A 26,849-nucleotide genomic window follows, 5' to 3' on the forward strand; every position below is an offset into this window, starting at 1 on the left:
CTAGACCTCGACGAGCCGCAGCGCGCCGACCTGGCCGCCGCCGACCTGGCCGCCGCCGCCCGGCCCGTACCCGACGGGAGGGACGGGCCGACCGGCGACCCCGGACCGCCGATGTTCGGACGCCGGCGCGAGCTCGGAGACGTCATCGCCCCGCTGACCCCGGGAGGTACTCGGCTGCTCACCCTCACCGGACCTGGTGGCGTCGGCAAGACGCGGCTGGCGATCGAGGCGGGCCGACGGGCGTCGACGGCGTTCGGCGGCGCGGTGACGGTGGTCGAGCTCGCCGCCGTGCGCGACCCGGCGCTGGTGCTGCCCACCGTCGCCCAGGTCCTGGGTGTTACCCAGGGCGGCGGCAGGCGACCCTGGCCGGTCGTCGCCGCCCACCTCGGCGGCCGCCCCCGTCTCCTGGTGCTCGACAACCTGGAACACCTGCTCCCCGCCTCCCCGGATGTCGCTCGGCTGGTGGATGCCTGCCCAGGCGTCGTCGTCCTCGCCACGAGCCGGGCGCCGCTGCGTCTCCGCGCGGAACGGGAGCTGCCGCTGGCGCCGCTCTCGCTGCCGGCGACGTCGGACGTGGCGTCGGACTCCGGCAGCGGTGCCGGCCAGATGCTGCTCGAACGGGCCCGGGCGGTGTCCCCGTCGTTCGCCCTCACCGAACGAACTGCCCCGGCCATCGCCGCCATCTGCCGTCAGCTCGACGGACTGCCGCTCGCCCACCCGGCAGCTACGACCGCGCCCTCCCCCGGGGGCCCTCACCCGGACCAGCACCGTGAACGAAAGGACGGCGCGTTGCGGCTCAGGGAAGGAGAGGCCGATCGCCCACGCGGTCAGCGGGCGCCGAGCCAGCGGCCTACTCGCCGGCGCGCGACGTTGATGTCCAACCAACACCGGCCCGCACGGAAGCGCTGTGCCTCAGCGCTGATACCAGGCGACCAGCCGAGCGCGCCCCAACGTGTGGGAGAAGAGGTTGAACCCCAGCACGGCCGGGCTCGCGTCCGCCACGTCCAGCGTCTCGACGTCGACCGCATGCACCACGACGAAGTAGCGGTGCGGGATGTGGCCCTCCGGCGGGGCCGCACCGACGAACCGGCGCTGCCCGGAGTCGTTGCGCAGCTGCGCGGCTCCGTCGGGCAGACCGGACCCCTCGTCGTCGCCAGCACCGCTCGACAGCGACGTCGTCGTCACGGGGATGTTCGCGACGGCCCAGTGCCAGAAACCCGACGCGGTGGGCGCGTCCGGGTCGTAGACCGTGACCGCGAAGCTCTTCGTCTCCTCGGGGAAGCCGGACCACTCGAGCTGCGGCGAGACATCGTCCCCACCGGCGCCCATGATCCCGCTGACCTGCGCGAGGGCCAGCTGCTCGCCGTCTCTGACGTCCGTCGAGCGGAGAGTGAAGGACGCTACCTGCGGCAGGTGGGCATACGGGTCATAGGTCTCCGAGGGCATGTTCGCACCGTAACCCGACCTCCCACGCTCACGCGAGGCGGGCGAGGCGGGCGAGGACCTCCAGCGCACGGTCCGCGTGGGCCGTCATGCTGGTCTCCGACTGGATAACCTCGGTGACCTGCTGGTGCTCGTCGATGACGAACGTCGCCCGCTTCACCGGGGTGACGAACCGGCGCCGCACCCCGTATGCCTCGGCCACCGAACCGTCGGTGTCGGCGAGGAGCGGGTAGTCCAGCAGCTCGCTCTCGGCGAAGGCCCCCATGGTGACGACGTCGTCCATCGAGATCCCGACCCGGTGCGCCCCCACTTCCGCGAACCGGGTGGCGAGGTCCCGAAAGTGGACCGCCTCCCTGGTGCACCCACCCGAACCGGGGGTAGGGAAGAAGAACAGGACGACGGGACCGCGCAACAGGAGCTGATCGAGCTCCTGGACCTTCCCGTCCTGGTCGGGCAGATGGAAGTCGGGCGCCCTCGTTCCCGCGTTGAGCGTCTTCATGTGAGGCTTTCGCGACACAGCCCCCGGACGGATTGCCCGAACCGTCACGAGGTCCGCAAACGCGCAGGTCCGCGTGACGTCGCTCACCTATTCTGCGCGGGTGACCTTCTTCCGAGATCTGCGCACACTGCTGCGCTACGGCGGGTTCCGCCGGCTGTTCTCGGTAAGACTCCTGTCCCAGTTCTCGGACGGCGTCTTCCAGGTCGCCCTCGTCTCCTCGGTGCTCTTCTCCCCGGAGCGCGCGCCGAACGCCGGCGCCATCGCCGCGGGATTCGCGACGATCCTGCTGCCGTTCTCGGTCCTCGGCCCGTTCGTCGGCGTGTTCCTCGACCGCTGGCCGCGGCGGATGACCCTCGTGGTCAGCAACCTCGTCCGCGCCGCGCTGCTGGTCCTCGTCGCCGTGCTCGTCGCGCACGACAACGTCGGGCTGTTGTTCTTCGTGCTGGTCCTGGCTGCCTTCTCGGTCAACCGGTTCCTGCTGGCCGGCCTGTCCGCGTCCCTGCCGCACGTCGTCGACCGTGACCTGCTCGTGACCGCGAACTCGGTCGTCCCCACCTGCGGCTCGATCGCCTACCTCTGTGGTCTGGGCGCCGGCGGTGCCCTCCATGCCATCACCGACTCGGATTCCATGGTGATCGTCACGGCCTCCGTGCTCTACCTGTTGTCGTCGGGTGTCGCCATGCTGCTGCCGTTCCTCGGACCCGACCTCGAGGAGGTCGGCGACGCCGTCCGCGAGGCTCTCGGCAGCGTCGTCAAGGGGCTCGTCGACGCGGCGCGGCACCTTCCGCGACTGGCCCGGCTGGCCCTTACCATCGTCACCGCGGCCCGGCTCCCCTACGGGTTGATGATCGTCGGCCTGGTCCTCATCTCACGCAACCACCTCGCGCCCGGCAACCCCGTCGGTGGGATGGCCGGAGCCGGCATGGCCGTGGCCGCCTCCGGGGTGGGGTTCGGCGCCGCGGCGGTCCTCACTCCGACCATGACCCACCGGTTCGGGTTGCGCCGCTATCTCGCCGGGCTCGCCCTTCTGGGGACGGTGATGCAGGTCTTCCCGCTGGCGCTGTTCACCTCGTGGGCCATCGCGGTCTCGGCGTTCGGACTCGGCCTGACGACGCAGGGGATCAAGATCTGCGTCGACACCACGCTGCAGCGCATCGTCGGCGACGTGTTCCTCGGCCGCGTCTTCTCGATCTACGACGTCCTGCTCAACGTGGCGCTGGTCGTCGCGACCGTCATCGCCGCGCTGGTCATGCCGACCGACGGCCGGTCGATCGCGGTCCTCGCGGGCGCGGCGCTCTGGTACCTCGCCATCACCGTGGTCGTCATCCGGTTCTGGCCGCGTCCGGCGGACCGGCTGGTTACCGAGCGGGTTCACTAGGGTTTCTCTCCGTGACCGACTCTCGAGGCGTTGCCGCTCTCGAGCACGTCGCGGCCACCCGCTACGTCACGCCGCTGCGGGAGGGCGGCTCGCTGCCGGGGCTCGTCGAGGCGGACGACGACGGGATCTACGTTCTGAAGTTCCGTGGCGCCGGCCAGGGGGTCAAGGTCCTCGTCGCGGAGATCCTCGTGACCGAGATCGCCCGGCTGCTCGGGATCCCGGTCCCGAGGCTCGCCCTCGTGACGTTGGACGCGCAGATCGCGAAGTACGAGGCCGACGAAGAGGTCCAGGACCTGCTCAACGCCAGCATCGGGCTCAACCTCGGTGTCGACTTCCTGCCCGGCTCGTTCGGGTACGACGGGTCGGTTCCCCCGCCGGAGGACGTCGCCGCCCGCATCGTCTGGCTGGACGCACTCACGGCCAACGTCGACCGCACCTGGAACAACCCGAACCTGCTGCTCTGGCACCGTCGGACGTGGGCGATCGACCACGGGGCCGCGCTCTACTTCCACCACGGCTGGCCCAGTCGTCAACCCGACCCGGGCCGGTTCGCCGGCCAGGCCTTCGACGCCTCCACCCACGTGCTGCGAGAGGTGGCGGCCGACCCGGCCGCGCAGCACGCCGAGCTGACCGCGATCCTCACGCCTACGGTACTGGCCTCGGTCGTCGAGCTGGTCCCGGAGCAGTGGCTGGAGACCACGCCGTGGCTCCCCGACGCGACGGCCGTCCGGTCCGCATACCTCGAGATGCTCGTCGCCCGGCTGGCCAACCCGGGCAGCTGGCTCCCGGCGGTGGCGTCGTGATCGGGTACCAGTACGTCACGCTCCGGTGCGTGCCCCGCGTCGAGCGCGGGGAGTTCGTCAACGTCGGGGTCGTCCTGTACGCGCAGGGTGCCGACTTCCTGGAGTCGGCCCACCACGTCGACGAGGCGAGGCTGCGGGTGCTCGCGCCGGACCTCGACCTCGGGACCGTGGAGGACCTGCTCTGCACGGTCCAGGCGGTGTGCCGCGGGGACAGCGGCCGTGGCCTGCCCCACCTGGAGGGTCTGGGCCGGCGGTTCGGCTGGCTCACGGCGCCGCGGTCCACGATCGTCCAGCCGAGCCCTCGGCACGGCGGGCTCTGCGAGGACCCGGCGGTAGAGCTCCAGCGGCTGATGGCCCTGCTCGTCGGACCGTGACGCCCCAGGCGTAGGCGGCCACCTCCGGCGCCTCCGGTACCTCAGCCGTCTGAGCCGGTGACAAACGGCCTGGGCGGCAGGGTGTCGTGGGCTGATGATGAGGTGGGTATCGACACCGTGATCAGGGGGACTTCGCGTATGGCCATCGACGAACAGCAGTCCGTGGGCGTCGCCGAGCGCCCCCGCGGCTACTCGGGCCGCCACGAGCAGGTCCGCGACCGGGGTCCTTGGCCGGCCCTGTGGGCGCTGGTCCTGGGCTTCTTCATGATCCTCGTCGATGCGACCATCGTGTCCGTCGCGACGCCGGCGATCATCCGCGGACTCGACGCCGACGTGAACTCCGTCATCTGGGTCACCAGCGCCTACCTCCTCGCGTATGCCGTCCCGCTGCTCGTCACCGGCCGGCTCGGCGACCGCTTCGGGCCGAAGTACGTCTATCTCGTCGGACTCGCCCTGTTCACCGCCGCCTCCCTGTGGTGCGGGCTGACCGGCTCGATCACCGAGCTCGTGGTCGCGCGGGTCGCCCAGGGGCTCGGCGCATCCCTGATGACCCCGCAGACGATGGCGGTCATCACTCGGACCTTCCCGGCCGGTCAGCGGGGCCAGGCCATGTCGCTCTGGGGTGCTACGGCCGGTGTCGCCACCCTGGTCGGCCCCCTCGTCGGTGGTCTGCTCGTGGACGGCCCCGGCTGGCAGTGGATCTTCTTCATCAACGTGCCGATCGGAGTGGTCGGCCTCGTGCTGGCGTGGCGGCTGGTCCCTCGCCTGGAGACCCACAGCCACTCGTTCGACCTGATCGGCGTGGCGCTGTCCTCGGTCGGGATGTTCTGCCTCGTGTTCGGCATCCAGGAGGGCGGGACCTACGACTGGGGCGCCATCACCGGGTTCCTCTCGGTGCCGCTGCTGATCGGGTTCGGCGTGGTCGTGCTGGGGGTCTTCATCTGGTGGCAGGGCCACATGCGGGGCGAGCCGCTCGTGCCGCTGTCGCTGTTCCGCGACCGCAACTTCTCGCTGTCCAACGCGGCGATCACCACGGTCGGGTTCGCCATCACCGGCATGGCGTTCCCGTTGATGCTCTTCACCCAGGCCGTGCTCGGGTACTCGCCGACGAAGTCCGCGCTCCTGCTCGTCCCCATGGCCGTCCTGTCGGGCGCCCTCGCGCCAGTCGTCGGCCGGTTCGTCGACACGGTGCACCCGCGGTACATCACGACCGCCGGCCTGCTCCTCTGCTCGATCTCCCTGTTCTGGGTGAGCCGGGTCATGACACCGGACGTCGCCGTGTGGCAGCTGTTGCTGCCGATGGCCCTGCTCGGCGTGGCCAACGCCGGCATGTGGTCACCGCTCGCCGCCACGGCGACGCGCAACCTGCCCATGCGGTCGGCCGGTGCCGGCGCCGGGATCTACAACACCACGCGGCAGGTCGGCGCGGTGCTCGGCAGCGCCGCGATCGCCGCGGTCATCGAGGCGCGCCTGGCCGCCAACCTCGGCGCAGCGGCCGGGACCGCCGGCGGATCCGGCGCCGGCGCCGCGGCCGGCGGCACCCGTGGGACGGGTCTGCCGCCGCAGGTCGCTTCGGGGTTCGCGTCCGCGATGTCCGAGGCCATGCTGTTGCCCGCGACGGTCCTGCTCCTCGGCGTGGTGGCGGTGCTCTTCTTCGTCAGGCCGAGCTTCGCCGGCAAGCCGGCCACGGTTGCTGCAGCCGACCCGACGGGGGCGGGTCACGCGCCGGCGGACGCGGCGCCAGCGATCACCCCGGCCTGATGCCTCAGGGACAACCCCCGTTGCCCCCGTAGCCATGCCGGTCCCCGTGGCCGCGATGCGCGACCTTGGTCGGTCCGGTGCCTGCCGGCAGACCTGGGTGTGGGGCGCCGTTTCGGCGTTCCCACGCCCAACACCCTCCCCCGAAGCCCTCGCCGTCAGGTGCGCAACGCCCACATGGCGACGGCAGCGGCGGCCGCGACGTTGAGCGAGTCGACCCCGCCGGCCATCGGGATCCGGACGGCGAGATCCGCGCCGGCGAGGGTCCGCCGGCCCAGCCCGTCCCCCTCGGTACCCAGAACCAGGGCCAGACGCTCCGGCGGCACGGCGGCCAGCTGGTCGAGGGTGACCGCGTCCTCGGCGAGAGCCAGGGCCGCAACGGTGAAGCCCGCGCTCTGCAGCTGCGCGATCCCGCCCGGCCACGGCTCGACCCTCGTCCACGGCACCTGGAACACGGTGCCCATCGAGACCCGGATCGCCCTGCGGTATAAGGGGTCCGCGCACCTCGGCGTCACGAGGATCGCATCGATCCCCAGAGCGGCCCCGCTCCGGAACGCCGCACCCACGTTGGTGTGGTCGACGATGTCCTCGAGGACGAGTACCCGCCGCGCATCAGCGACGACGGAGTGCACGGTCGGCAGCGCCGGTCGGTGCATCGAGGCCAGCGCGCCCCGGTGGAGGTGGAACCCGGTGAGCTCCTCCATCACCTCGTACTCGCCCACGAACACCGGCACCCCGTCGCCTTCCGCCGCGGCCACGACGTCGGCGAGATCGGTGAGCCAGCGCTCCGCCATCATCAGCGACCGCGGCCGGTCGCCCGCCGCGAGAGCCCGGCGGATGACCTTCTCCGACTCCGCGATGTAGAGCCCGCGCTCCGGCTCGGTCCGGCGCCGCAGCGCGACGTCGGTGAGCCCCACGTAGTCCGCCAACAACCCGAGGACTTCGTCCCGCATACCCGCGCCTGACGCGGAGTCGGACGCTGAGCGGGGCGTGGAGTCCCGCGCGCGGGCGGCACGGACGTCGGAGGCGGTGACCCGGACCGGCATCAGGGGAAGGCCACCAGCTTGACGATGGCCACTGTCCCGATGAGGACGATGAGCCCACGCAATGCGGCCGGCGGGATCCGGCGGCCGACGCGGGCGCCCACCACGCCGCCGACGAACGACCCGATGGCGATGAACAGGACGACCCACCAGTCGATGGAGCTGCGCGCGAAGAGGACGAAGGTGACCGCGGCGACCGCGTTGACGATCGAGCTGAGCACGTTCTTGTAGGCGTTCAGCCGCTGCAGCGGCTCCGAGCTGAGGGCGCTGAAGATGCCCATGAGCAGCACGCCCTGCGCCGCGCCGAAGTACCCGCCGTAGGCCCCCGCGACGAAGACGCCGACGCCCAGCGCCCAACGGTGCCAACCCGGCTCGGCCTCGTGCGGCGACCGCGCAGCCGCCCGCCGCTGGAGCCACGGACCCACGAGGACGAGGGCCAGGGCGATCGCGATGAGGACTGGCACGATCGCCTTGAACGCCTCGGGCGGCAGCACGAGGAGCAGGGAGGCGCCGACGACCGAACCGACGAAGGACAGCGGCCCGAGCCGGAAGAGGGTTCGCGAATGGCCCTCGAGCTCGTGGCGGTACCCGTAGCTGCCGCTTACGCCACCCGGCACCAGACCGATGTTGTTGCTGACGTTCGCGGTCAGCGGCGGGTAGCCGAGGATGAGCAGGGTCGGGAACGTGATGAGCGAGCCGGACCCGACGATGGTGTTGATGGTCCCCGCCGCGAACCCCGCCGCGATGATCACGGCTACGTCGAGCACGGACACCCGGTCACCCTAGACCGGGGTGACCGGGTGTCTCACGCAGCGGTACGCAGCGGTACCAAGCGGTACGCGGCGGGGTCAGCGAGGCGGCTGGCCCTCCGGCTGCACCGGGGGGACCGGCGGGACCGGCTGGACCGGCTCGACGGGGGAAACCGGCTCGACCGTGGAAACCGGGGGCACCGGTCCGGCGGACGGGGCCTGCGGTACCTGCGGTGCCGGAGGCTCCCCGGCGCGCGCCGGAGTGGCGTGCGAGGGTGTCGTCCAGACCCGGGGCGCCGGCGCCTGGTACCGACGCGAGCTCGGTGACGCGCCCTCGGTGGCCTCGGCGCTGGCCTGCCCTGCCTGCCCGCGTGCTTCGGCGAGCGCCTGGGCGGGGTCCTGCAGGGAGGTGTCGGCGAACGCGTCGTCCTCGGGACCGGGATCGACCCAGGCGTCGTCCTCGTCGTCGACGCCGGGCTGGTTGCCCCCGAGCGCTCCGCTGATGCCGCGGAGGGCGTCGGTGACCTCGGACGGGATGATCCACATCTTGTTGGAGTCGCCTCGAGCGAGCTGGGGCAGGACCTGGAGGTACTGGTAGGCCAGCAGCCGCTGGGTGGGCTTGCCGCGGTGGATCGCGCCGAAGACCTGCTGGATGGCACGGGCCTGGCCCTGCGCCTCGAGGATGCGGGCCTGAGCAGAACCCTCGGCCCGAAGGATCTGGGACTGCTTCTCGCCCTCGGCGGACAGGATCGCGGACTGCTTGACGCCCTCGGCGTTGAGGATGGCCGCACGGCGGTCACGCTCGGCCCGCATCTGCTTCTCCATGGAGTCCTGGATCGAGTGCGGCGGGTCGATGGCCTTGAGCTCGACGCGGTTGACGCGGATGCCCCAGCGGCCGGTCTCCTGGTCGAGGACGCCGCGCAGCTGGGCGTTGATCTGGTCGCGAGAGGTCAGCGTCTGCTCGAGGTCGAGCGAGCCGATGACGTTACGGAGGGTGGTGACGGTCAGCTGCTCGATGCCCTGGATGAAGTTGGCGATCTCGTAGACGGCGTCCTTCGCCTCGGTGACGGTGTAGTAGATGACTGTGTCGATGCTGACGACGAGGTTGTCGGACGTGATCACCGGCTGCGGCGGGAAGGTGACGACCTGCTCGCGCAGGTCGATGTTGGCGCGCACCTTGTCGACGAACGGGACGAGGAAGTGCATGCCGTCGTCCAGGGTCCGGCTGTAGCTACCCAGTCGCTCGACGATCTGCGCGGTCTGCTGCGGGACGATCCGGACGGTCCGGACGACGACGATCAGCGCGAAGACGATGAGCAGTGCGACGACGACGAGAGTGACGACGCTGCCGTCCATGGGATCTCCCTACTTTCGTTGGCTCCCGGACCGGTCCGGCCCGAGGTGGATGCTGTGGTGTGACGTCTCGGTTCGACGTCGCAGCTGCCGGTTCGGCTCCATGGTCACGGAGCGTCCGACGTTCCTAGGGTGGGCACCCGCGTGACGACCGCGGTCGCGCCGTCGATGCGCACGACGCGTACCTCGTCGCCCGGCTCGTGGGGCTCGGGGTCGCTCGACTTGGCCGACCATGTCTCGCCGCCGACCTTGACCCGCCCGCCGTGCTGGGTGACGGTCTCGGTGACGAAGGCGGAGCGTCCGATGTAGCTCGCCGTCCCCATGGTGATGCCTTCCGGCCTCGCCCCGAACCGGCTCTTGGCCCAGGGCCGCGCCACGCCGAGAAGCACACCTGAGACGACGAGGGCGACGACGACCTGCAGGGGGAACGGCGCACCGAGCGCCGCCGCCACGGAGCCGCCGAGCGCCCCGCCGGCCAGCATCGCGAAGACGAAGTCGACGGTGGCCGCCTCGATGGCCCCCAGAGCGATCGCGACTCCCAGCCACGCCAGCCAGCCGTAGTCCTCGAACACGACCGCCTCCTCCCCAGAGTCCCAGGAGGCGGCCGGTGGACGGCAGACTCCCTTATCGGTACGACGCTCAGCACCTCAGCGTAGTTCCGCGGGTTGGCGAGCGGCGCTCAGCCCAGGACCGGGACCGGTAGAGCAGCCGGGTCAGCCCTGAGTCGTCGGGGGAGCCGTCGGGGGAGCCGTCGGGGGAGCCGTCGGGAGCGGCGTCGCCGCCCGCGCGCTCCAGCGGTCCCCGTGCCGCTCGACGACGAGCGGGAGGCCGAAGGTCGCGGAGAGGTTCTCCGCGGTGAGGGTGCGCTCGAGCGGACCGGCCGCCACGATGCGGCCGTCACGCAGGAGCAGGACGTCGGTGAACCCCGGCGGGATCTCCTCGACGTGGTGGGTGACGAGCACCAGGGCCGGTGCCTCGGTGTCCGCGGCGAGCAGGCCGAGGCGGGCGACGAGGTCCTCGCGGCCGCCCAGGTCGAGACCGGCGGCCGGCTCGTCGAGGAGCATGACCTCCGGGTCGCTCATGAGGGCCCGGGCGATCTGGACCCGCTTGCGCTCTCCTTCGCTGAGCGTCCCGAACCGGCGGTCGGCCAGATGAGCGGCACCCAGCGCCTGGAGCAGCGTCATCGCCCGTCGGTAGTCCTGGTCGTCGTACTCCTCGCGCCAGCGTCCGACGATCGCGTAGGACGCCGTGACGACGACGTTGCCGACGAGCTCGTCGGCGGGAAAACGCTCGGCGATCGCCGCGCTGGACAGCCCGATCCGCGGTCGCAGCTCGAACACGTCGACCGCGCCCATGACCTCGCCGAGGATCCCGGCGACGCCGCGACTCGGATGGATCCGCGCGGCGGCGAGCTGCAGCAGCGTCGTCTTGCCCGCGCCGTTGGGTCCGAGGACCACCCAGCGCTCACCCTCCTCGACCTCCCAGGTGATGTCGTCGAGCAGGGTGTTGCCGCCCCGGACGACGCTCACACCGGCGAAGGCGAGGACGTCGCTCATGGGAGTCGACCCTAGCGACCTCCGGTCGGAGCTCTCCGGGCCGTCCCCGGCCGCTCCTAGACTGACGGGATGCCGGCCCTGCCCCTCTCGGTGCGCTTCGCGCTGTGGGCGACGGTGGCGGTGCGTGGGGAGATGGATCCCGACGACGCGGTCGTCGCGGCCCACCCCGACGTCGACGACATCACCGGCGAGCCGGCCGGTCGCCTCGAGCTGTGGCGCGACTTCGGGGAGTCGGCGGTGCTCGTGGCCCTTCCCCGACCGGGCGACCTCACCGGCATGCCTCGTGCCGAGCTCGCCGGGTCCGGAGCAGCGGCGACGTCCGGCGAGTGCGTCTTCGTCCCCGGCGTCGGCGGCCTCCTCGTCCCCACCCTGACGACGTTCGGGCCCGAGGGCGACGAAGGCACCTCGGTGGACTGGGCCGCCTACGACAGCGAGCCGGTTCCGCGCCACCGGCTCGAGTCGCTCTCCCTGCGCGAGCTGGACCACGAGCTGGCCGAGGCCGTCCGTGACGGGTCGGCCGCGCTCGAGGCGGTCGACGGGCGCCCGTGGTCGGCTCAGCCGCGCGAGCAGACCGAGCGACGGCTCGAGACGCGGACGTGGGGGGTCCCGCGGGCCACGTCGACGCGAGCGCTGCGACTCATGCTCATGTCCGCCCGGGTCGGAGTCATCGTCGACGAGGGTCTCCGGCTGGCGGCGACCCCATCGCTCGACATCCACTCCTCCGGACGTCGCGAGGTCGGGCTGCGGTCCCTTCAGACCGTTGCGGACCGCGCCCTCGCCGGCGCGACGAACCTCGCCGTGATGGAGCTCGCCGACTGGCGACCGGTCTAGTCCCCCCGGCTGGTCAGCGAGTGAGGACCTGCTCGTAGACGGCCATGGTCTGGTCGCCGATCGAACCCCAGGAGAAGTGCTCCACGGCCCGGGCGCGTCCCGCCAGCCCGAAGTGCCGTGCGCGCTCCCGGTCGGCCACGGCCTCGGTGAGCGCGCCGGCCAGGTCGGCGACGAACGCGTCGGGGTCGACCGGCGTCCCGGTGCCGTCGTCGACCTGCTCGATGGGGACCAGCCAGCCGGTCTCGCCGTGGACAACCACCTCGGGGATTCCGCCGGTGGCCGTGGCGACGACCGCGAGCTCGCAGGCCATCGCCTCGAGGTTGACGATCCCGAGGGGCTCGTAGACCGACGGGCAGGCGAACACGGTCGCGGCGGACAGCAACGCGACGACCTCGTTGCGCGGCAGCATCTCGGGAATCCAGACGACGCCGTCGCGGCCGGCCTGGAGCTCGGTCATGAGCCCCTCGACCTCGGCCATGATCTCCTTGGTGTCGGGTGCGCCGGCACACAGGACGAGCTGCACGTCGGGCGGCAGCGAGGCGGCCGCGCGGAGCAGGTAGGGCAGCCCCTTCTGGCGGGTGATCCGTCCGACGAACACCACCGACGGCTTGTCCGGGTCGACGCCGTGCTTGCGCACGACCTCCTCGTCCGTGCGTCGCTGCCACAGCTGCGAGTCGATCCCGTTGTGCACCACCGGAACTCGGTCGGGGTCGAGCGACGGGTAGGCCTTGAGGATGTCGGCGCGCATCCCCGCGCTGACCGCGATGACCGCGGCCGCACCCTCGTACGCCTCACGTTCCGCGAACGAGGAGATGCGGTAGCCGCCGCCGAGCTGCTCGGCCTTCCAGGGGCGCATCGGCTCGAGGCTGTGCGCGGTGACGACGTGAGGCATACCGCCGAGCAGGGAAGCCAGATGCCCGCCGAAGTTGGCGTACCAGGTATGCGAGTGCACGAGGTCCGCACCCACGCAGTCGGCCGCGATGGCCAGGTCGACCCCCAGCGTCTGCAGCGCCGCGTTCGCGGTGGCGAGCTCGGGGAGGTCGGCGTATGCGGTCGTGCCGGCCTCGTCGCGCGATGCGCCGAAGCAGCGGACCTGCACGTCGACGTCACCGCGCTCCCGTAGGGCCCGGACCAGCTCGGCGACGTGCACACCGGCTCCTCCGTAAACCGCGGGCGGGTACTCCTTGCTGAGGATGTCGACGCGCACGCTCGCGACACTACTCGGCTGAGCGACAGGGAGCCGAGGACACGAGCGACGAAGGAGTTGGGGGCACCTCCCGCTTGCGGGGGAGGCCCGGAGGCGACCGCGGAGCTCAGCCAGACAACTCAGTGAGACAGGGCGGCGGGAGGCCTCGCGACCGGGGTCTCACCCCCCTAGGGTTGGGGCCATGGCGCGAAGGTCGCAAAACCCCAAGGTGCTGGCGATCGTCCTGGCTGGTGGCGAGGGGAAGCGGCTGATGCCGCTCACCGCCGACCGCGCCAAACCCGCCGTCCCGTTCGGAGGTCCCTACCGGCTGATCGACTTCGCGCTGTCCAACGTCGTGAACTCGGGCTACCTCAAGGTCGTCGTCCTCACCCAGTACAAGTCGCACAGCCTCGACAAGCACATCACCGCGACCTGGCGGATGTCGACGCTGCTCGGCAACTACGTGGCGCCGGTGCCGGCGCAGCAGCGGGTCGGCAAGGAGTGGTACCTGGGTAGCGCGGATGCGATCTTCCAGAGCCTCAACCTCATTCACGACGAGCACCCCGACATCGTCGTCGTCGTCGGGGCCGACCACGTCTACCGCATGGACTTCTCGCAGATGGTCGAGCAGCACGTCGAGACCGGCGCCGGGGTGACGGTCGCGGCGATCCGGCAGCCGATCTCGCTCGCCGACCAGTTCGGGGTCATCGAGGTCGACGACGCCGACCAGCGCAAGATCGGCCAGTTCCTCGAGAAGCCCACAAACGCGAAGGGCCTTCCGGACGCCCCCGACGAGGTGTTCGCGTCGATGGGCAACTACGTGTTCGACGCCGACGTGCTGGTCGACGCGGTGACGAGCGACCACGACCTCGAGGGCACCAAGCACGACATGGGCGGCGACATCGTGCCGGCCTTCGTGAACAAGGGCGAGGGCTACGTCTACGACTTCAAGAACAACGACGTGCCCGGCGCCACGGAACGCGACCGCGGCTACTGGCGCGACGTCGGCACCATCGACGCCTACTTCGAGGCGAACATGGACCTCATCTCGATCCACCCGGTCTTCAACCTCTACAACTACGAGTGGCCGATCTACACGACCACCGGGTTCCTACCGCCGGCCAAGTTCGTCCACGGCCACGGTGACCGGGTCGGCGAGGCGCTCAACTCGTCGGTCTCGCCGGGTTGCGTCATCTCCGGCGCCCAGGTCCACGGGTCGGTGCTCGCACCGCGGGTCAAGGTGCACAGCTACGCGACCATCGTCGACTGCGTGATCCTCGACGCGGTCGAGATCGGCCGCTACGCCACGATCCGCCGGGCGATCATCGACAAGTACACGGTGATCCACGAGCACGCCAAGATCGGGATCGACCACGACCACGACCGGGCTCGCGGGTTCCACGTGACCGAGAGCGGCATCGTCGTGGTCCCCCGGGACAGCGTCGTCGAAGCCTGACCCGACGGGCGCCGGCTCACCGGCATACGTGAGGATGCTTGGTATGCCTGGAGTTCCCGCGCGGATCGCCGTTCAGATCCAGCCGCAGCACGCCGAGTACGCGGACATCCGCCGGCTGTGCGCGACGCTCGAGGACATCGGCGTCGACGTCCTCCTCAACTGGGACCACTTCTTCCCGCTCAACGGCGACCCGGACGGCCGGCACTTCGAGGCGTGGACAATGCTCGCCGCGTGGGCGGAGGCCACGGAGCGGGTGGAGATCGGCGCGCTGGTGACCTGCTCCGCGTACCGGAACGCGAACCTGCTGGCCGACATGGCCCGGACCGTCGACCACATCTCCGCGCGGGCCGGCGAGGGGCGCCTCATCCTCGGCATCGGGTCGGGGTGGTTCGAGCGGGACTTCGACGAGTACGGGTACGAGTTCGGGACCGCGGGTGGGCGCCTCGACGCGCTGGAGCGCGACCTCGGCGTCATCAAGGCCCGGTGGGCGCGTCTCAACCCTGCTCCCACACGGGAGATCCCGATCCTCATCGGCGGCGGCGGCGAGAAGAAGACGTTGCGGATCGTCGCCGAGCACGCCGCGGTCTGGCACTCGTTCGGTGACGCCGACACCATCGCGCACAAGCACGAGGTCCTCGACCAGTGGTGTGCCCGGGTCGGACGTGACCCCGCCGAGATCGTCCGGTCGGCCGGCGTGGCGCCCACACCGGGCCGGATGGCCGAGCAGGTCGAGAGCTACGCCGGCAACGCGCAGTCGCTGTACGACGTCGGCACGCGACTGTTCACGGTCGGGCTGTCGGGCGAGCGCTACGACGACCTCGCCAAGGTCCGCGAGCTCGTGACCTGGCGCGACACCGTCAACGGCTGAGGCGGCACTCCGCAACAACTGACCCCGTGGTCAGTCGTTGCGGCCATTCGCGCCGGACGCCCGCAACCACCGACAACGACGGCAGTCGTTGCGGAGCTGGCCGAAGTGGCGGTGAGTGGCCAGGACACGGGCAGGCCGGACGGGGCGCGCGATCCTGAGGTAGGCGGTGACCGGATCACGGAACGTGCGACGTCGCATACCGACGCCGTCGGTAGCCTTTCGCCGTGTCCGACCCGCTCTCGCCCGGTCCGGCCGACGACGAGCAGACGCTTTCGGTCACGATCTCCGGGGACGACCGTCCCGGTCTGACCAGCGCCCTGTTCGACGCGATCGCCGAGGTCGGAGCCGAGGTGCGCGACCTGGAACAGGTGGTCGTCCGCGGCCAGCTGACCCTGGCCATGCTCCTCGCCTCCGGGCCCGGGACCGACCGGCTCGAGGAGGTCGTCAAACGGGTCGCCCACTCCCTCGGCCTCAAGGTCAAGACCCGTCGCGGCACCGGCGACAACGCACCGCGACGCAGCGGCCGAGCGGCGGTGGTCGTCATCGGCGCTCCGCTGGTCGCCGGTGCGGTCGCCTCGGTGACCGCCCGGATCGCCGCCCACGGGGCCAACATCGACCGCATCCGGCGGTTGTCCCGCTACCCCGTCACGACCGTCGAGTTCGACATCTCCGGTTCCGACATCCTTCGGCTGCGGCGCGAGCTGTCGCTGGAGGCCGCCGCGCAGGGCGTTGACATCGCGGTGTCGGCCGGTGGCCTGGACCGGCGCGGGCGTCGCCTCGTCGTCATGGACGTCGACTCGACCCTGATCCAGCAGGAGGTCATCGAGCTGTTGGCGGCCAAGTGCGGGCGAGCCGAGGAGGTCGCCGAGGTCACCGAGCGCGCGATGCGTGGGGAGCTGGACTTCGCCGAGTCGCTGCGCGAGCGGGTCCGCGTCCTGGCCGGGCTGCACGAGAGCGTCCTGGAGGAGGTCCGCGACGAGGTGATCCTCACCCCCGGCGCCCGGACCCTGGTCCGCACTCTCAAACGGCTGGGTTACATGGTGGCCGTCGTCTCCGGCGGGTTCATCGAGATCGTCGGCCCGCTCGCCCTGGAGCTCGGCATCGACCGCGCCGAGGCGAACCGGCTGGAGATCGTCGACGGCCGCCTCACGGGGAACGTCGTGGGCAAGATTGTCGACCGCGCCGGCAAGGAACGAGCGCTGCGCCGGTTCGCCGCCGACGCCGGCCTCCCGCTCAGCCGCACCGTGGCCGTCGGGGACGGGGCCAACGACCTCGACATGCTCGCCGCTGCGGGACTCGGCATCGCCTTCAACGCCAAGCCGGTGGTGCGGGAACAGGCCCACACCGCCGTCAACGTGCCCTACCTGGACGCCGTCCTGTACCTCCTCGGCATCAGCCGCGAGGAGGTGGAGGAGGCGGACGCGGCGGACGGCACGCCCACTCCGGCGCCACCGCTTCCCCCGACCCGCACATTTCCCGGCCGTCCCGGCTCCTAGGGTGGGGGCCATGGCGCAGGGGGGGCAGCGGTTGTCCGCGGACGGGTCGCCGCGCCGCACCCTGCTCATCATCGGTGGCGCCGAGGACAAGCTCGGGCGCTCGGTGGTCCTCAAGCGGTTCGTCCGGCTGGCTGGCGGCCGCCAGTCCCGGATCGTCATCATCCCCACGGCCTCCTCGTTCGTCGACGAGGTCGTCGAGACCTACAGCCGCGTCTTCACGCGACTGCGCGCGGGCGCAGACATCCGCGTGGTCCACGCCGCCTCCCGCGCGGCCGCCCACGACCCCGAGCTCGTCGGCCATCTCGAGGACGCGACCGCCGTGTTCATGAGCGGCGGCAGCCAGCTCAAGCTCAGCCAGTTCCTCGTCGGCACCACCGTGGGTGACGCAATCGTCGCGGCATACCGGCGGGGGGTGGTCATCGCGGGCACCAGTGCCGGCGCCTCCGTCATGAGCCGGTTCATGATCTCTCTCGGCGACGAGGGGCTGACCCCCCGCCAGCGGTCCAGCCAGCTCACCGCCGGGCTCGGGTTGCTGGAGGACGTCATCGTCGACCAGCACTTCGACCAGCGCGGCCGCTACGGGCGGCTCATGTCGCTCGTCGCCAACTCCCCGAACCTGCTCGGCATCGGCATCGACGAGAACACCGCTGTGGAGATCCGCGACGACCGCGTCATGACCATCGTCGGCACCGGCGGGGTCTTCGTCATCGACGCGCGCAATGCCGTGACCGACGCCCCCGACGCCCGCCGCGGTGCTCCCCTGCTCGTCTCCGGGGCAGTGGTGCATTCCCTCCCCACGGGCGCTACGTTCGACCTGCGCAGCGTCACGCTGACGCGGTTCGTCGAGCGTCACCCCGACATCGAGGTCGCTGTGGCCAGCGCGAAGGACCGCGCCGCACCCACCCTCGCCCCGGCGCGGCGCGCGGAGACCTGAGCACCGCATACCCGACGCCCAGCCCCTGAGCCCCAAGCCGAGTCCCTTGCCGTGTCGCCCAGCCGAGGAGGACCCCCGTTGGCCGCCGAGCGCCCCACCCCGACCGGCCCCCTCTCACCCGACCTGACGATCGTCGAGTCGCGGGTCTACCGCGGCCCGAACTACTGGTCGTACGAGAAGGCCATCCACCTCGTCGTCGACCTTGGCGTCCTCGAGGGCTACCCGAGCGACACCATCCCCGGGTTCGCCGACCGGCTGGTCGAGCTGCTGCCCGGACTGAGGCGGCACGCCTGCTCCCGCGGCCATGCCGGCGGGTTCGTGGAGCGCCTCCACGAGGGAACCTGGATGGGCCATATCGCCGAGCACATCGCGCTGCAGCTGCAGACCGAGGCGGGGCACTACCAGTCACGGGGCAAGACCCGCAGCGTCAAGGGCAAGGCCGGGCGCTACAACGTCATCTACGGGTACATCGACGAGAGCGTCGGCCTCGCCGCCGGCCGGCTCGCGGTGCGGGTCGTCAACGACCTGGTCCAGCACGAGGAGGGGTTCGACTTCCACGAGGCGCTCGACGAGTTCATCCGGCTCGCGGAGCGCACCGCCTTCGGGCCGTCGACCGCCGCCATCGTCGAGGAGGCGGTCAGCCGCGACATCCCGTGGATCCGGCTCAACGGCGCCTCACTGGTCCAGCTCGGCCAGGGCGTCCACCAGCAGCGGATCCGCGCCACGATGACGTCGAAGACCGGCGCGCTGGCCGTCGACATCGCCGGCGACAAGGACCTCACTGCGACCCTGCTCGGCTCGGCCGGGCTCCCGGTCCCCCGCCAGGCGACCGTGCGCACTGCCGGTGGCGCGATGGACGCCGCCGACCGAATCGGCTACCCCGTGGTGGTCAAGCCGCTCGACGGCAACCACGGACGAGGAGTATGCCTGGACCTCCAGTCGCGGGACGAGGTCGACAAGGCGTTCGACATCGCTCGCGGGGAGTCCAAGCGGGGCACCGTCATCGTCGAGTCGTTCGTGACCGGCCGCGACTACCGCTGCCTCATCGTCGGCGGTCGGATGCAGGCGATCGCCGAGCGCGTCCCCGCCCACGTCGTCGGCGACGGTGAGCACACCGTGCACGAGCTGGTCGAGATCACCAACGCCGACCCTCGGCGTGGGGTCGGTCACGAGAAGGTGCTCACCAAGATCACGGTGGACGCGGCGGCCGAGGAGGTGCTGGCCGACCAGGGTCACTCGCTGGAGTCGGTCCCACCGGCCGGCGAGATGGTCAAGCTCGCGCTGACCGGCAACATGTCGACCGGCGGCATCTCGATCGACCGCACCTTCGAGGCCCACCCGGACAACATCGAGATCGCCGAGGAGGCGGCCCGGATGGTCGGGCTCGACGTCGCGGGCATCGACTTCATCTGCCCCGACATCGCCTCACCGGTCCGTGAGACCGGCGGCGCCATCGTCGAGGTCAACGCGGCCCCGGGGTTCCGGATGCACACCCACCCCACGGTCGGCGTGCCCCAGTTCATCGCCAAGCCGGTCGTGGACCTGCTCTTCCCGCCCGGCGCCCCGTCGCGGGTACCGATCGTGGCAGTCACGGGTACCAACGGCAAGACGACCACGTCCCGGATGATCGCCCACATCTTCAAGGGTCTCGGCCGCAAGGTCGGGATGACGTCGACCGACGGGGTCGTCATCGACGAGCGCCTGGTCATCAAGGCCGACGCCTCTGGTCCGAAGTCGGCCCGCATGGTCCTCCAGAACCCCCGCGTCGACTTCGCGGTCATGGAGGTCGCCCGCGGGGGGATCCTCCGGGAGGGCCTCGGGTACGACCGGAACGACGTCGCGGTGGTCACCAACGTCGCCCCGGACCACCTGGGACTGGGCGGGATCGACACCCTGCAGCAGCTGGCCAACGTCAAGGCGGTCATCGTCGAGGCGGTCCCCCGTGACGGGTTCGCGGTGCTCAACTGCGACGACCCGCTGGTCCGTCAGATGCGGCGCCGGTGCAGTGGCGACGTGATCTGGTTCTCCCTCGAGTACCCCGGCAGCGACAGTCGCGAGTTCATCGAGCGGCACTGCCGTCGCGGTGGCCGGGCCGTCGTGCTCGAGCAGACCGAGCGTGGCGACATGATCGTCATCAAGCACGGTCGCCGCACCATGCAGCTCGCGTGGACGCACCTGTTGCCGGCGACCTTCGGCGGCGCAGCCCGGTTCAACGTCGCCAACGCGCTCGCCGCGACGGGCGCGGCGTTCGCTGCGGGCGCCCCGCTGCACGACATCCGCCAGGGGCTGCGGACCTTCACGACGAGCTACTACCTCTCCCCCGGCCGGATGAACCTCGTCAACGTCGGCAACGTCGAGGTGTTCATCGACTACTGCCACAACGCGGCCGGTATGCGAGCCATCGGCGACTTCGTCGAGAACTACACGGCGCAGAACGCCGGCCGTCAGGACCTCGCCAAGTCCTCGCGGATCGGCATGATCGGAGCGGCCGGTGACCGGCGCGACGACGACATGCGCGAGCTGGGTTCGGTTGCGGCGCAACACTTCGACGTCATCGTCATCCGCGAGGACGACCGGCTGAGGGGTCGTAAGCGCGGCGTGACGGCCGAGCTGGTCGCCGAGGGCGTCCGGTCGGCGATGGCCGAAGGAGCGCGCTGTCGACAGGTCGAGGTCGTCCTCGACGAGATCGACGCGGTCAACCACGTCATGGCTCGCAGCAATCCGGGCGACCTCGTCGTGATGTGCGTCGACAAGCACGCCCAGGTCGTCTCCGAGCTGGAGAACCGGACGCACAGCGCGCAGGCCGGTTCGCACAGCAGCGAGCTGGTCGGGGACCCCGATCTCGACCCGGCCGAGCTGGCCCGCGACGCCGAGGCGCAGGGCCAGGAGGCGGAGATCGAGGCGCTGGCGGCCGACCACGAGGCCGCCGAGGAAGCCGAGGAGGCTGAGGAGACCGGGGCCGAGGCCGAGGCCGAACCCGCCCACCCCTGACCCGCTTTCAAGCCCGCCGAGAGGCCAACTTCGGCTGCTTAGCGGCCTCGGATAGCGACCGAAGTCGGCCTCTCGACGAGGTGGGCAGGTGTCAGCGAGTGACGAGCGCGGGTTCCGGCTCGGGTTCCGGATCGGCGCTCACGGAAGCGGTATGCGGGTGGGTGCGCTCCAGCTCGGCGCCCTCGACGTCGACGTTCGGCAGCAGGCGGTCGAGCCAGCGGGGCAGCCACCAGGCCGCGTCGCCGGCCAGATGCATGACGGCCGGGATCAGCAGCATCCGGACGATGAACGCGTCGACGAGGACCCCGAACGCCAGCCCGAACCCGAGCGGGCGGATGGTCGCGGAGTTCGAGAACACGAACCCGGAGAACACCGAGATCATGATGATCGCCGCCGCGGTCACGACGACGCGCCCCGCGTTGAGCCCCTGCCGGACCGCTACCCGTGCGGGCGCGCCGTGGACGTAGGCCTCGCGCATACCGGAGACCAGGAAGAGCTGGTAGTCCATCGCCAGCCCGAAGAGGATCCCGACGAGCAGGGTCGGTAGGAAACTGAGGATCGGACCCGGCTGGGCGTGGAACACCCCGTTCAGCCAGCCCCACTGGAAGATCGCCACCACCCCGCCGAGCGCGGCGAAGAGCGACATGACGAAGCCGAGCGTCGCGGTCAGCGGGACGAGCAGCGACCGGAAGACGAGCACCATGATGACGAAGGACAACCCGACGACGACGGCGAGGTAGAGCGGGAGCGCCTGGGCGAGCTTCTCCGAGATGTCGATGTTGCCGCTGGCACTGCCCGCGACGCCCAACGTGGTGCCGTCGGGGAGCGGCGACATGGTGCGCAGGTCTCGGACCAGCTCCTCGGTCGACTCGCTGTTGGGACCGTCCTTGGGCACGACCTGGAAGGCCAGGGTCCGGCCGTCGGCGGACTGGCCGATCGGTGCCACCGCGGCGACGTCGCCGTTGCTGTGAACCGCGGTCCCCACGCGCACCTGCTCCACGAGCACGGCGTCGCCGGTTGCGCCGGTGGGCAGGGTCGCGACGACGAGGAGCGGGCCGTTGACACCGGGGCCGAACTTCTCAGCAGTGAGGACGTAGGCACGGTTCTGGGTCGAGCCGGCCGGTTCGGTGGCCCCGTCGGGCAGGCCCAGCCGCATCGAGAGGGCGGGCAGGGCCAACGCGACCAGGACCGCGACACCGCCCACGAGGGTGACGACGGCCCGGGTCGTCGACATCGGCTGGGTGCTCGGCCGGTGCCGGCCGGACACTCCCGCCGCACGCTGGCGCTTGGGCAGCAGCCGGTGCCCGATCAGCGCGAGGAGGGCCGGGGTGAAGGTGACGGCGACGACGACGGCAGTGGCGATGCAGACCGCGGCGGTGATGCCCATCATTCCGAGGAACGGGATCCCGGTGACGTTGAGGGCGAGGAGAGCGACCATCACGGTGGCGCCGGCGAAGACCACCGCGTTGCCGGACGTGCCGTTGGCCAGGCCGATCGACTCGTGCAGGTCGACACCGGCCCGTAGCTGGCGACGGTGGCGGTTGAGGATGAACAGCGAGTAGTCGATCCCCACGGCGAGGCCGAGCATCAGCCCCAGCACCGGTGTGACCGACAGCATCTCAACCCTGCCGGACAGGGCCAGGGTCGACATCAGGCCGAACCCCACACCGACGAGCGCGCTGAGGAGCGGTAGACCGGCGCCGACCAGCGTGCCGAGCATGATCAACAGGGTGATCCCGGCCACGATGAGCCCGGCCACCTCGCCCGGACCGACGACCTCCGGCAGGCCCTGGGTCAGGCTGGTGGAGAAGTCCACCTGCGCCCCGGCGAGGTCGGCGCCCTTGAGGTGCGCGACCGCCGCGTCCTTGACCTCCGGTGGCACCTCCATCTGGCCGCCATCGAAGGCGATGACGCCGATGGCGGCGCTGTTGTCGGTGGACACCGTCCGGATGCCGCGGGAGAGGTCGAGAAGGGACGCGCCGGCCTCGAGCTTGGTGCCCTGGGCTTGCGCCTCGGTCTTCTTCTGGTCCAGAGCCTGTTGCTGGGCGTTGAGCTGCGCGAGACCGTCGACGACCTGCTGGGGCACCGGTGCTCCCGCCTGCTGCGCCTGAGCCTTGGCGCCGTCTAGCTGCTGACGCGCCTGGTCGAGCTGCGCCTGCCCGGCCTGGAGCTGCGCCGTACCCGCTGTGAGCTGGGCCCGTCCGGTGTCCACCTGCTGCTGCTGGGCCGCGAGCTGGGCCGAGGTCTGGAACGGATCGGTCACGGCGCGGACGCCCTCGACCGAGCCGACGCCGGCGAGCGCGCTGCTGATCGCCGCGCGCTGGGCGTCGGTGAACGCGGAGCCGTCGGTGGTGTGGAACACCACCGTGCCCGATCCCCCGCTGGCCGCCGGCAACGCCGCTCGCAGCTGGTCGGTCACCTGGGCCGTGGCGGTGCCGGGAATCGAGACCGCGGACGAGAGGGTGCCGTGACCCAGCGCATACGCACCGCCGGCGAGCGCCAGCAGAGCGACCCAGATCACGACGACGAGGCGCGCGCGACGGGCGCAGAAGCGACCCAGACGGTAGAGGAAGGTGGCCACGGATGATGCTTTCGACGAAGGAGACGGTCAGCGGTCGGCGCTGAAGCCGGTACGTAGGCGAGAGATGAGACGGTCCAGGAGGTGGTCCCACGACCGTCGGGCGGCCGGACCCGTCGAACCGCCGAACTCGTCGACCCAGTTCCGTGCGATCACCGCGACCCCGTGCAGCAGGGACGAGATGAGCAGCTCGGCGTCGAGCGGGTCGACCGCGGGGTTGTGGCGCAGAACCTCCAGGGTGAGGTCGTCGGCGACGCGCGACAGGGCGACCTGCATGAACCGCTGCTGTCGGGCGGCCGGCGCCTCGACGCCCCCGAGGGCACTCCAGAGGTATGCGGTCAGCTGCGGCAGGTCGGTGCTGCGCACGGCGTCGACGATCTCCTCGAAGACCGTGGCCACACCGCCGACGTCGTGGACGGACGCCGACGCGGCCTCCCGGAAGGAGGCGACGACGGCGTCGAGGATCTCGGCGCACGCCGCGAGGATCACGTCGTCCAGCGAGTCGAAGTGGTTGAACACCGTCCGGCGTGAGACGTCCGCCTCGGCCGCGAGCTCGTCGACACTGAACCGCGGGCCCTGGCGGGCGTCGATCAGCCGACGGGCCGCGTCGACGATGGCCTGCCGGTGGCGCGCCTTGAGGGCGCTCCGCCGGTCGACCGCCAGTTCGGTCATCACGAGCCGACACTAAGTGCAACGTTGCACTAAGTGCAAATCCGTTCCGCCCTCCCGGGGGGGAGCGGACCTCCGGGCCAGACGAGTCATACCGCTGCGGCGGTACCGCGCACGGGCGTTCCGTCGGGACGGGACCTAGGTCCCGTCCCTCAGACCCGCCGCGGATCGGCGCTCTGGCGGGAGTCGTAGTCTCGCCCGTGAGTGGGGTGCCGACCGCGGACATGCACCTCGTACGACGTCGCGTGGGCGACGAACAACCGCAGCGTGGCGTCACTGCTCAGGTCCTCCGCGGTGAACCGCACGGCTCCGCCGGCGGTGCGGAACGCCTCGTCGACGACGCGTGGGAGCTCCTCCTCGGGAACCATCCGAGCGGACGCCGAGACGTAGACCGCCTCGGACGCGCCCGGCGGGGAGCTGGAGTCGAAGACGACGATCCGGACCTCCGGTCGCTCGGCGACGTTGCCCGAGTGGTGGCTCTCGGGGAGCGACACCCAGTAGAAGTCCTCGTACCGCGCCACCGTGAAGTAGACCGGCGAGAGCCGCGGCTGTCCGTCCGGGTCGAGCGTCCCGAGGACCATGTAGAGGTTCTGGTCGATGACGCGGCGGGCCATCTCGTCGAGGACGGCCTGACCCGAAGACACGGCGCTCACGGCACCCGACGCTACTCGGAGACCGCGGTCACCCCGCCGCGCAGCCGCGCCGCATACATGTGCAGGGAACGCCGGTATGCGGCGGCGTCCTCGTCAGCAGCGTGGTCCACCAGGGAGTCGACGAGGTCCGCGACGGCCTCGCCGGGGCGACCGGCGTCGACGAGGACCAAGGCCCGGAACGCCGCCACCGCAACGTTCCCCGGATGAGTGAGGTCGACCTCGTCGAGCAGGCTCAGGGCGCGCTCGTGGTCGCCCAGGATGCGCAGCGTCGACGCCGCCTGGATCTGGGCCCGGTGCCGGAAAGGCTCGCGCAGGCCACTGGCCAGGGCACCCTCGTAGAGCCCGATCGCGCGGGCCGAGTCGCCGGCGGCGTCGTAGGCCCCCGCCAGCTCGAACACCAGCCGGGCATCGTCCGGGTGCTGGGACGCGAGCCGGTCGGCCGCCACGATGCGGGCCGCGTCGTCGGTCATCGACCACAGCTCAGCGATCTCCGGCTCCAGCTCGTGCTCTCCGCGGGCGGCGACGACCTTGCGACGGATGGTCCGCGGGTCGTCGACCGTCGCGCCGCGGTCGGCGAGCCAGCCCTGGACGGCCGGCTGGGAGTCGTGGCACATGAACGCGAGGACATCGCCGTCGGCCAGCGTCGGGACCATGGCGACGAGGCCCTCGAGCTCGGTGTCGTAGGAGTCGACCTCGCCGATCCCGACCCGCGCCAGACCGATCCGCAGGTGCTCGTCGATGTCCTCGATGGAGCGGCCCCGGCGGTACTTGGGCTTGTGGGCGAGGACCACATGGTCCGCACCCTTGCCCGCGATCTCGCCGAGAGCCTGGATCGCGTCGTCGGGACGGTCACCGGTGCCGCCGAGACCGAGATGTACCCGAGCGCCTGGGGTGATGAGACCGCGGGCAACCTCGAGCAGCGCCTCCAGGCCGGCCTCGTTGTGGGCCATGTCGAGGATGACCGTCGACCGCCCCCCGGGGTCGAGCGGCAGCGTGTAGGTGTTGAGCCGACCCTCGTTGAGGACGGGGTCGGGGGTGAACGACCTCAGCCCGTCGACGACGGCGGTGCGCGGCAGGCCCAGCCCCAAGGCGGCAGCGGCTGCGGCCAGGGCGTTCGCCGTGTTGTAACGCGACAGCCCCGACAGGGTGACCGGTACGTCGACGATCTTCACCAGCCGGTCGGGGTCGCTGCGCGGTGTCAGGACGACGATCTCGCCGTCGAGGACCGTGATGCCACGCCCGCCCATGGTGATCGACTCGCGCAGGGCGGGGGCGTCCGGGTCGACGCTGAACGCCCACGGCTTGGCCTGGATGGTGTGACGCATCGCCCAGACCCGCGGGTCCTCGCCGTTGAGCACCACCCAGCCGTCGGCCTTGGTCACCGTCGTGACGATGGCCTTGACCTCGGCCAGCTGGTCGAGGGTGTCAATCCCCTGCAGACCCAGGTGGTCGGCCGTGACGTTGGTGACGACGCTGACGTCGTTGGTCGCGACCCCCATGCCGCGCAGCAGCATCCCGCCCCGAGCCGTCTCGAGGACGGCGACCTCGAGGCCGGGGGTCGCGAGGACCTCCGCCGCACCGGCCGGGCCAGAGAAGTCACCCTCGTCGACCGTCTCGCCCATGACGACGACCCCGGAGGTCGAGCTCCAGGCGGTCTTCCGTCCCGCGGTCATGGCGAGGTGGGCCACCAGGCGAGTGGTCGTCGTCTTGCCGTTGGTCCCGGTGATGGAGACCACCGGCACCGAGGGCGAACGGACCGGCGAGGGCCCTCCTGGTTCCTCGGTGCGGATCCGCTGCGCCGCCTCGGCGACGACCGCGTCGACCGACTCGGCGGACCCGCCCTCCTCGCCGAGCAGGGCCGCCAGCACGGGACCGAGCGCCTCGCCCGCCAGGCGTCCCCAGTTGCGGTGGCGCCACGGGATAGCGACGACGATCTCGTCGACCGTGCCGCCCGGACGGGTCCGAACGGTGATCCGTTTGGGGCCGACTCCCCCCACGACGCGCCGCGTCACGTGAGCCGCGAACCGCATGACGAAGCGTTGGCGTTGCGAAGTATTCGGCTTACCCGGTCGGGGGGACCGGAGGCCGCAGCGCTCGGCGAGCTCCACCGCATACCGGCGCTCGAGGGCCAGATAGCCCGGCAGCGCGAGCGAGATCTTGACCGCCGGCCGCGCGAAGTAGAGGTTGGGACCGTCGAGGACGCGGACCTCACGGACCTCGACGGGTTCCAT

The 26,849-nt window shown here is 71.2% G+C and carries 23 protein-coding genes; 10 read left to right on the forward strand and 13 right to left on the reverse strand.

Features of this window, described 5'->3' with window-relative positions:
• From VIG79_RS04790 to VIG79_RS04800, 3 genes are all read right to left on the reverse strand, one after another.
• Positions 1-429: a hypothetical protein gene (locus tag VIG79_RS04790; protein WP_331882807.1), complete on the reverse strand. Its 429-nt coding sequence runs from the start codon at positions 427-429 to the stop codon at positions 1-3.
• Positions 430-912: 483 nt separating this feature from the next.
• A complete protein-coding gene (locus tag VIG79_RS04795) occupies positions 913-1,446 on the reverse strand; it encodes a YbhB/YbcL family Raf kinase inhibitor-like protein (RefSeq protein WP_331882810.1) in 534 nt (177 codons plus the stop codon).
• A gap of 28 nt (positions 1,447-1,474) precedes the next feature.
• Positions 1,475-1,942, reverse strand: a complete 468-nt coding sequence (locus VIG79_RS04800) for a peroxiredoxin (protein ID WP_331882813.1) — start codon at positions 1,940-1,942, stop codon at positions 1,475-1,477.
• A gap of 100 nt (positions 1,943-2,042) precedes the next feature.
• Between VIG79_RS04800 and VIG79_RS04805 the strand changes: the two genes are divergently transcribed.
• The 4 genes from VIG79_RS04805 (at position 2,043) to VIG79_RS04820 (ending at position 6,258) form a co-directional block, all read left to right on the forward strand.
• A complete protein-coding gene (locus VIG79_RS04805) occupies positions 2,043-3,320 on the forward strand; it encodes an MFS transporter (RefSeq protein ID WP_331882815.1) in 1,278 nt (425 codons plus the stop codon).
• A gap of 11 nt (positions 3,321-3,331) precedes the next feature.
• Positions 3,332-4,123: a HipA family kinase gene (locus VIG79_RS04810; RefSeq protein WP_331882817.1), complete on the forward strand. Its 792-nt coding sequence runs from the start codon at positions 3,332-3,334 to the stop codon at positions 4,121-4,123.
• 29 nt (positions 4,124-4,152) lie between these two features.
• Positions 4,153-4,497, forward strand: a complete 345-nt coding sequence (locus VIG79_RS04815; RefSeq protein ID WP_414672581.1) for a DUF3037 domain-containing protein — start codon at positions 4,153-4,155, stop codon at positions 4,495-4,497.
• A 264-nt stretch (positions 4,498-4,761) separates the two neighbouring features.
• Entirely contained in the window at positions 4,762-6,258 is a 1,497-nt protein-coding gene (locus VIG79_RS04820; protein WP_414672586.1) for a DHA2 family efflux MFS transporter permease subunit, read from the forward strand.
• 155 nt (positions 6,259-6,413) lie between these two features.
• On the opposite strand, the gene VIG79_RS04825 is transcribed toward VIG79_RS04820, so the two are convergent.
• The 5 genes from VIG79_RS04825 to VIG79_RS04845 form a co-directional block, all read right to left on the reverse strand.
• On the reverse strand, positions 6,414-7,208 hold the full coding sequence (locus VIG79_RS04825; RefSeq protein ID WP_331883000.1) for an RNA methyltransferase: 795 nt from the start codon (positions 7,206-7,208) through the stop codon (positions 6,414-6,416).
• Between the two features lie 92 nt (positions 7,209-7,300).
• A complete protein-coding gene (locus VIG79_RS04830) occupies positions 7,301-8,071 on the reverse strand; it encodes a sulfite exporter TauE/SafE family protein (RefSeq protein WP_331882824.1) in 771 nt (256 codons plus the stop codon).
• A 75-nt stretch (positions 8,072-8,146) separates the two neighbouring features.
• A complete protein-coding gene (locus VIG79_RS04835; protein ID WP_331882827.1) occupies positions 8,147-9,403 on the reverse strand; it encodes an SPFH domain-containing protein in 1,257 nt (418 codons plus the stop codon).
• Positions 9,404-9,507: 104 nt separating this feature from the next.
• Complete coding sequence (locus tag VIG79_RS04840; protein WP_331882829.1) at positions 9,508-9,972, reverse strand: NfeD family protein; 465 nt, start codon at positions 9,970-9,972, stop codon at positions 9,508-9,510.
• Positions 9,973-10,113: 141 nt separating this feature from the next.
• On the reverse strand, positions 10,114-10,956 hold the full coding sequence (locus tag VIG79_RS04845) for an ABC transporter ATP-binding protein (RefSeq protein WP_331882832.1): 843 nt from the start codon (positions 10,954-10,956) through the stop codon (positions 10,114-10,116).
• A gap of 69 nt (positions 10,957-11,025) precedes the next feature.
• Here VIG79_RS04845 and VIG79_RS04850 point away from each other — a divergent pair, with 69 nt between their 5' ends.
• The gene (locus VIG79_RS04850) at positions 11,026-11,787 is read left to right on the forward strand and encodes a hypothetical protein (RefSeq protein WP_331882835.1); all 762 of its coding nucleotides are present in this window, start codon (positions 11,026-11,028) and stop codon (positions 11,785-11,787) included.
• A gap of 13 nt (positions 11,788-11,800) precedes the next feature.
• Here VIG79_RS04850 and glgA read toward each other — a convergent pair whose 3' ends face one another.
• Positions 11,801-12,994 (reverse strand): glycogen synthase, encoded by a 1,194-nt coding sequence (glgA, locus tag VIG79_RS04855; RefSeq protein WP_331882838.1) that lies wholly within the window; start codon positions 12,992-12,994, stop codon positions 11,801-11,803.
• A 181-nt stretch (positions 12,995-13,175) separates the two neighbouring features.
• Between glgA and glgC the strand changes: the two genes are divergently transcribed.
• From glgC to cphA, 5 genes are all read left to right on the forward strand, one after another.
• Positions 13,176-14,429 carry a glucose-1-phosphate adenylyltransferase gene (gene glgC, locus VIG79_RS04860; protein ID WP_331882841.1) on the forward strand — a complete coding sequence of 418 codons (1,254 nt, stop codon included), beginning with the start codon at positions 13,176-13,178 and terminating at the stop codon, positions 14,427-14,429.
• A gap of 43 nt (positions 14,430-14,472) precedes the next feature.
• Complete coding sequence (locus VIG79_RS04865) at positions 14,473-15,297, forward strand: LLM class F420-dependent oxidoreductase (protein WP_331882844.1); 825 nt, start codon at positions 14,473-14,475, stop codon at positions 15,295-15,297.
• 224 nt (positions 15,298-15,521) lie between these two features.
• The gene (gene serB / locus VIG79_RS04870; RefSeq protein ID WP_331882846.1) at positions 15,522-16,793 is read left to right on the forward strand and encodes a phosphoserine phosphatase SerB; all 1,272 of its coding nucleotides are present in this window, start codon (positions 15,522-15,524) and stop codon (positions 16,791-16,793) included.
• 10 nt (positions 16,794-16,803) lie between these two features.
• The gene (locus tag VIG79_RS04875) at positions 16,804-17,727 is read left to right on the forward strand and encodes a cyanophycinase (RefSeq protein ID WP_331882848.1); all 924 of its coding nucleotides are present in this window, start codon (positions 16,804-16,806) and stop codon (positions 17,725-17,727) included.
• Between the two features lie 78 nt (positions 17,728-17,805).
• A complete protein-coding gene (gene cphA / locus VIG79_RS04880; protein WP_331882849.1) occupies positions 17,806-20,718 on the forward strand; it encodes a cyanophycin synthetase in 2,913 nt (970 codons plus the stop codon).
• 91 nt (positions 20,719-20,809) lie between these two features.
• Here the strand turns inward: cphA and VIG79_RS04885 are convergent, their stop codons facing one another.
• The 4 genes from VIG79_RS04885 to VIG79_RS04900 form a co-directional block, all read right to left on the reverse strand.
• The gene (locus VIG79_RS04885) at positions 20,810-23,299 is read right to left on the reverse strand and encodes an MMPL family transporter (protein ID WP_331882850.1); all 2,490 of its coding nucleotides are present in this window, start codon (positions 23,297-23,299) and stop codon (positions 20,810-20,812) included.
• A 27-nt stretch (positions 23,300-23,326) separates the two neighbouring features.
• On the reverse strand, positions 23,327-23,968 hold the full coding sequence (locus VIG79_RS04890; protein WP_331883003.1) for a TetR/AcrR family transcriptional regulator: 642 nt from the start codon (positions 23,966-23,968) through the stop codon (positions 23,327-23,329).
• 149 nt (positions 23,969-24,117) lie between these two features.
• Positions 24,118-24,618: a pyridoxamine 5'-phosphate oxidase family protein gene (locus VIG79_RS04895; protein WP_331882852.1), complete on the reverse strand. Its 501-nt coding sequence runs from the start codon at positions 24,616-24,618 to the stop codon at positions 24,118-24,120.
• 11 nt (positions 24,619-24,629) lie between these two features.
• Positions 24,630-26,849: a tetratricopeptide repeat protein gene (locus VIG79_RS04900; protein ID WP_331882854.1), complete on the reverse strand. Its 2,220-nt coding sequence runs from the start codon at positions 26,847-26,849 to the stop codon at positions 24,630-24,632.

Origin of the sequence: Lapillicoccus sp., assembly GCF_036559105.1 — a bacterium.
Lineage (GTDB): Bacteria > Actinomycetota > Actinomycetes > Actinomycetales > Dermatophilaceae > Lapillicoccus.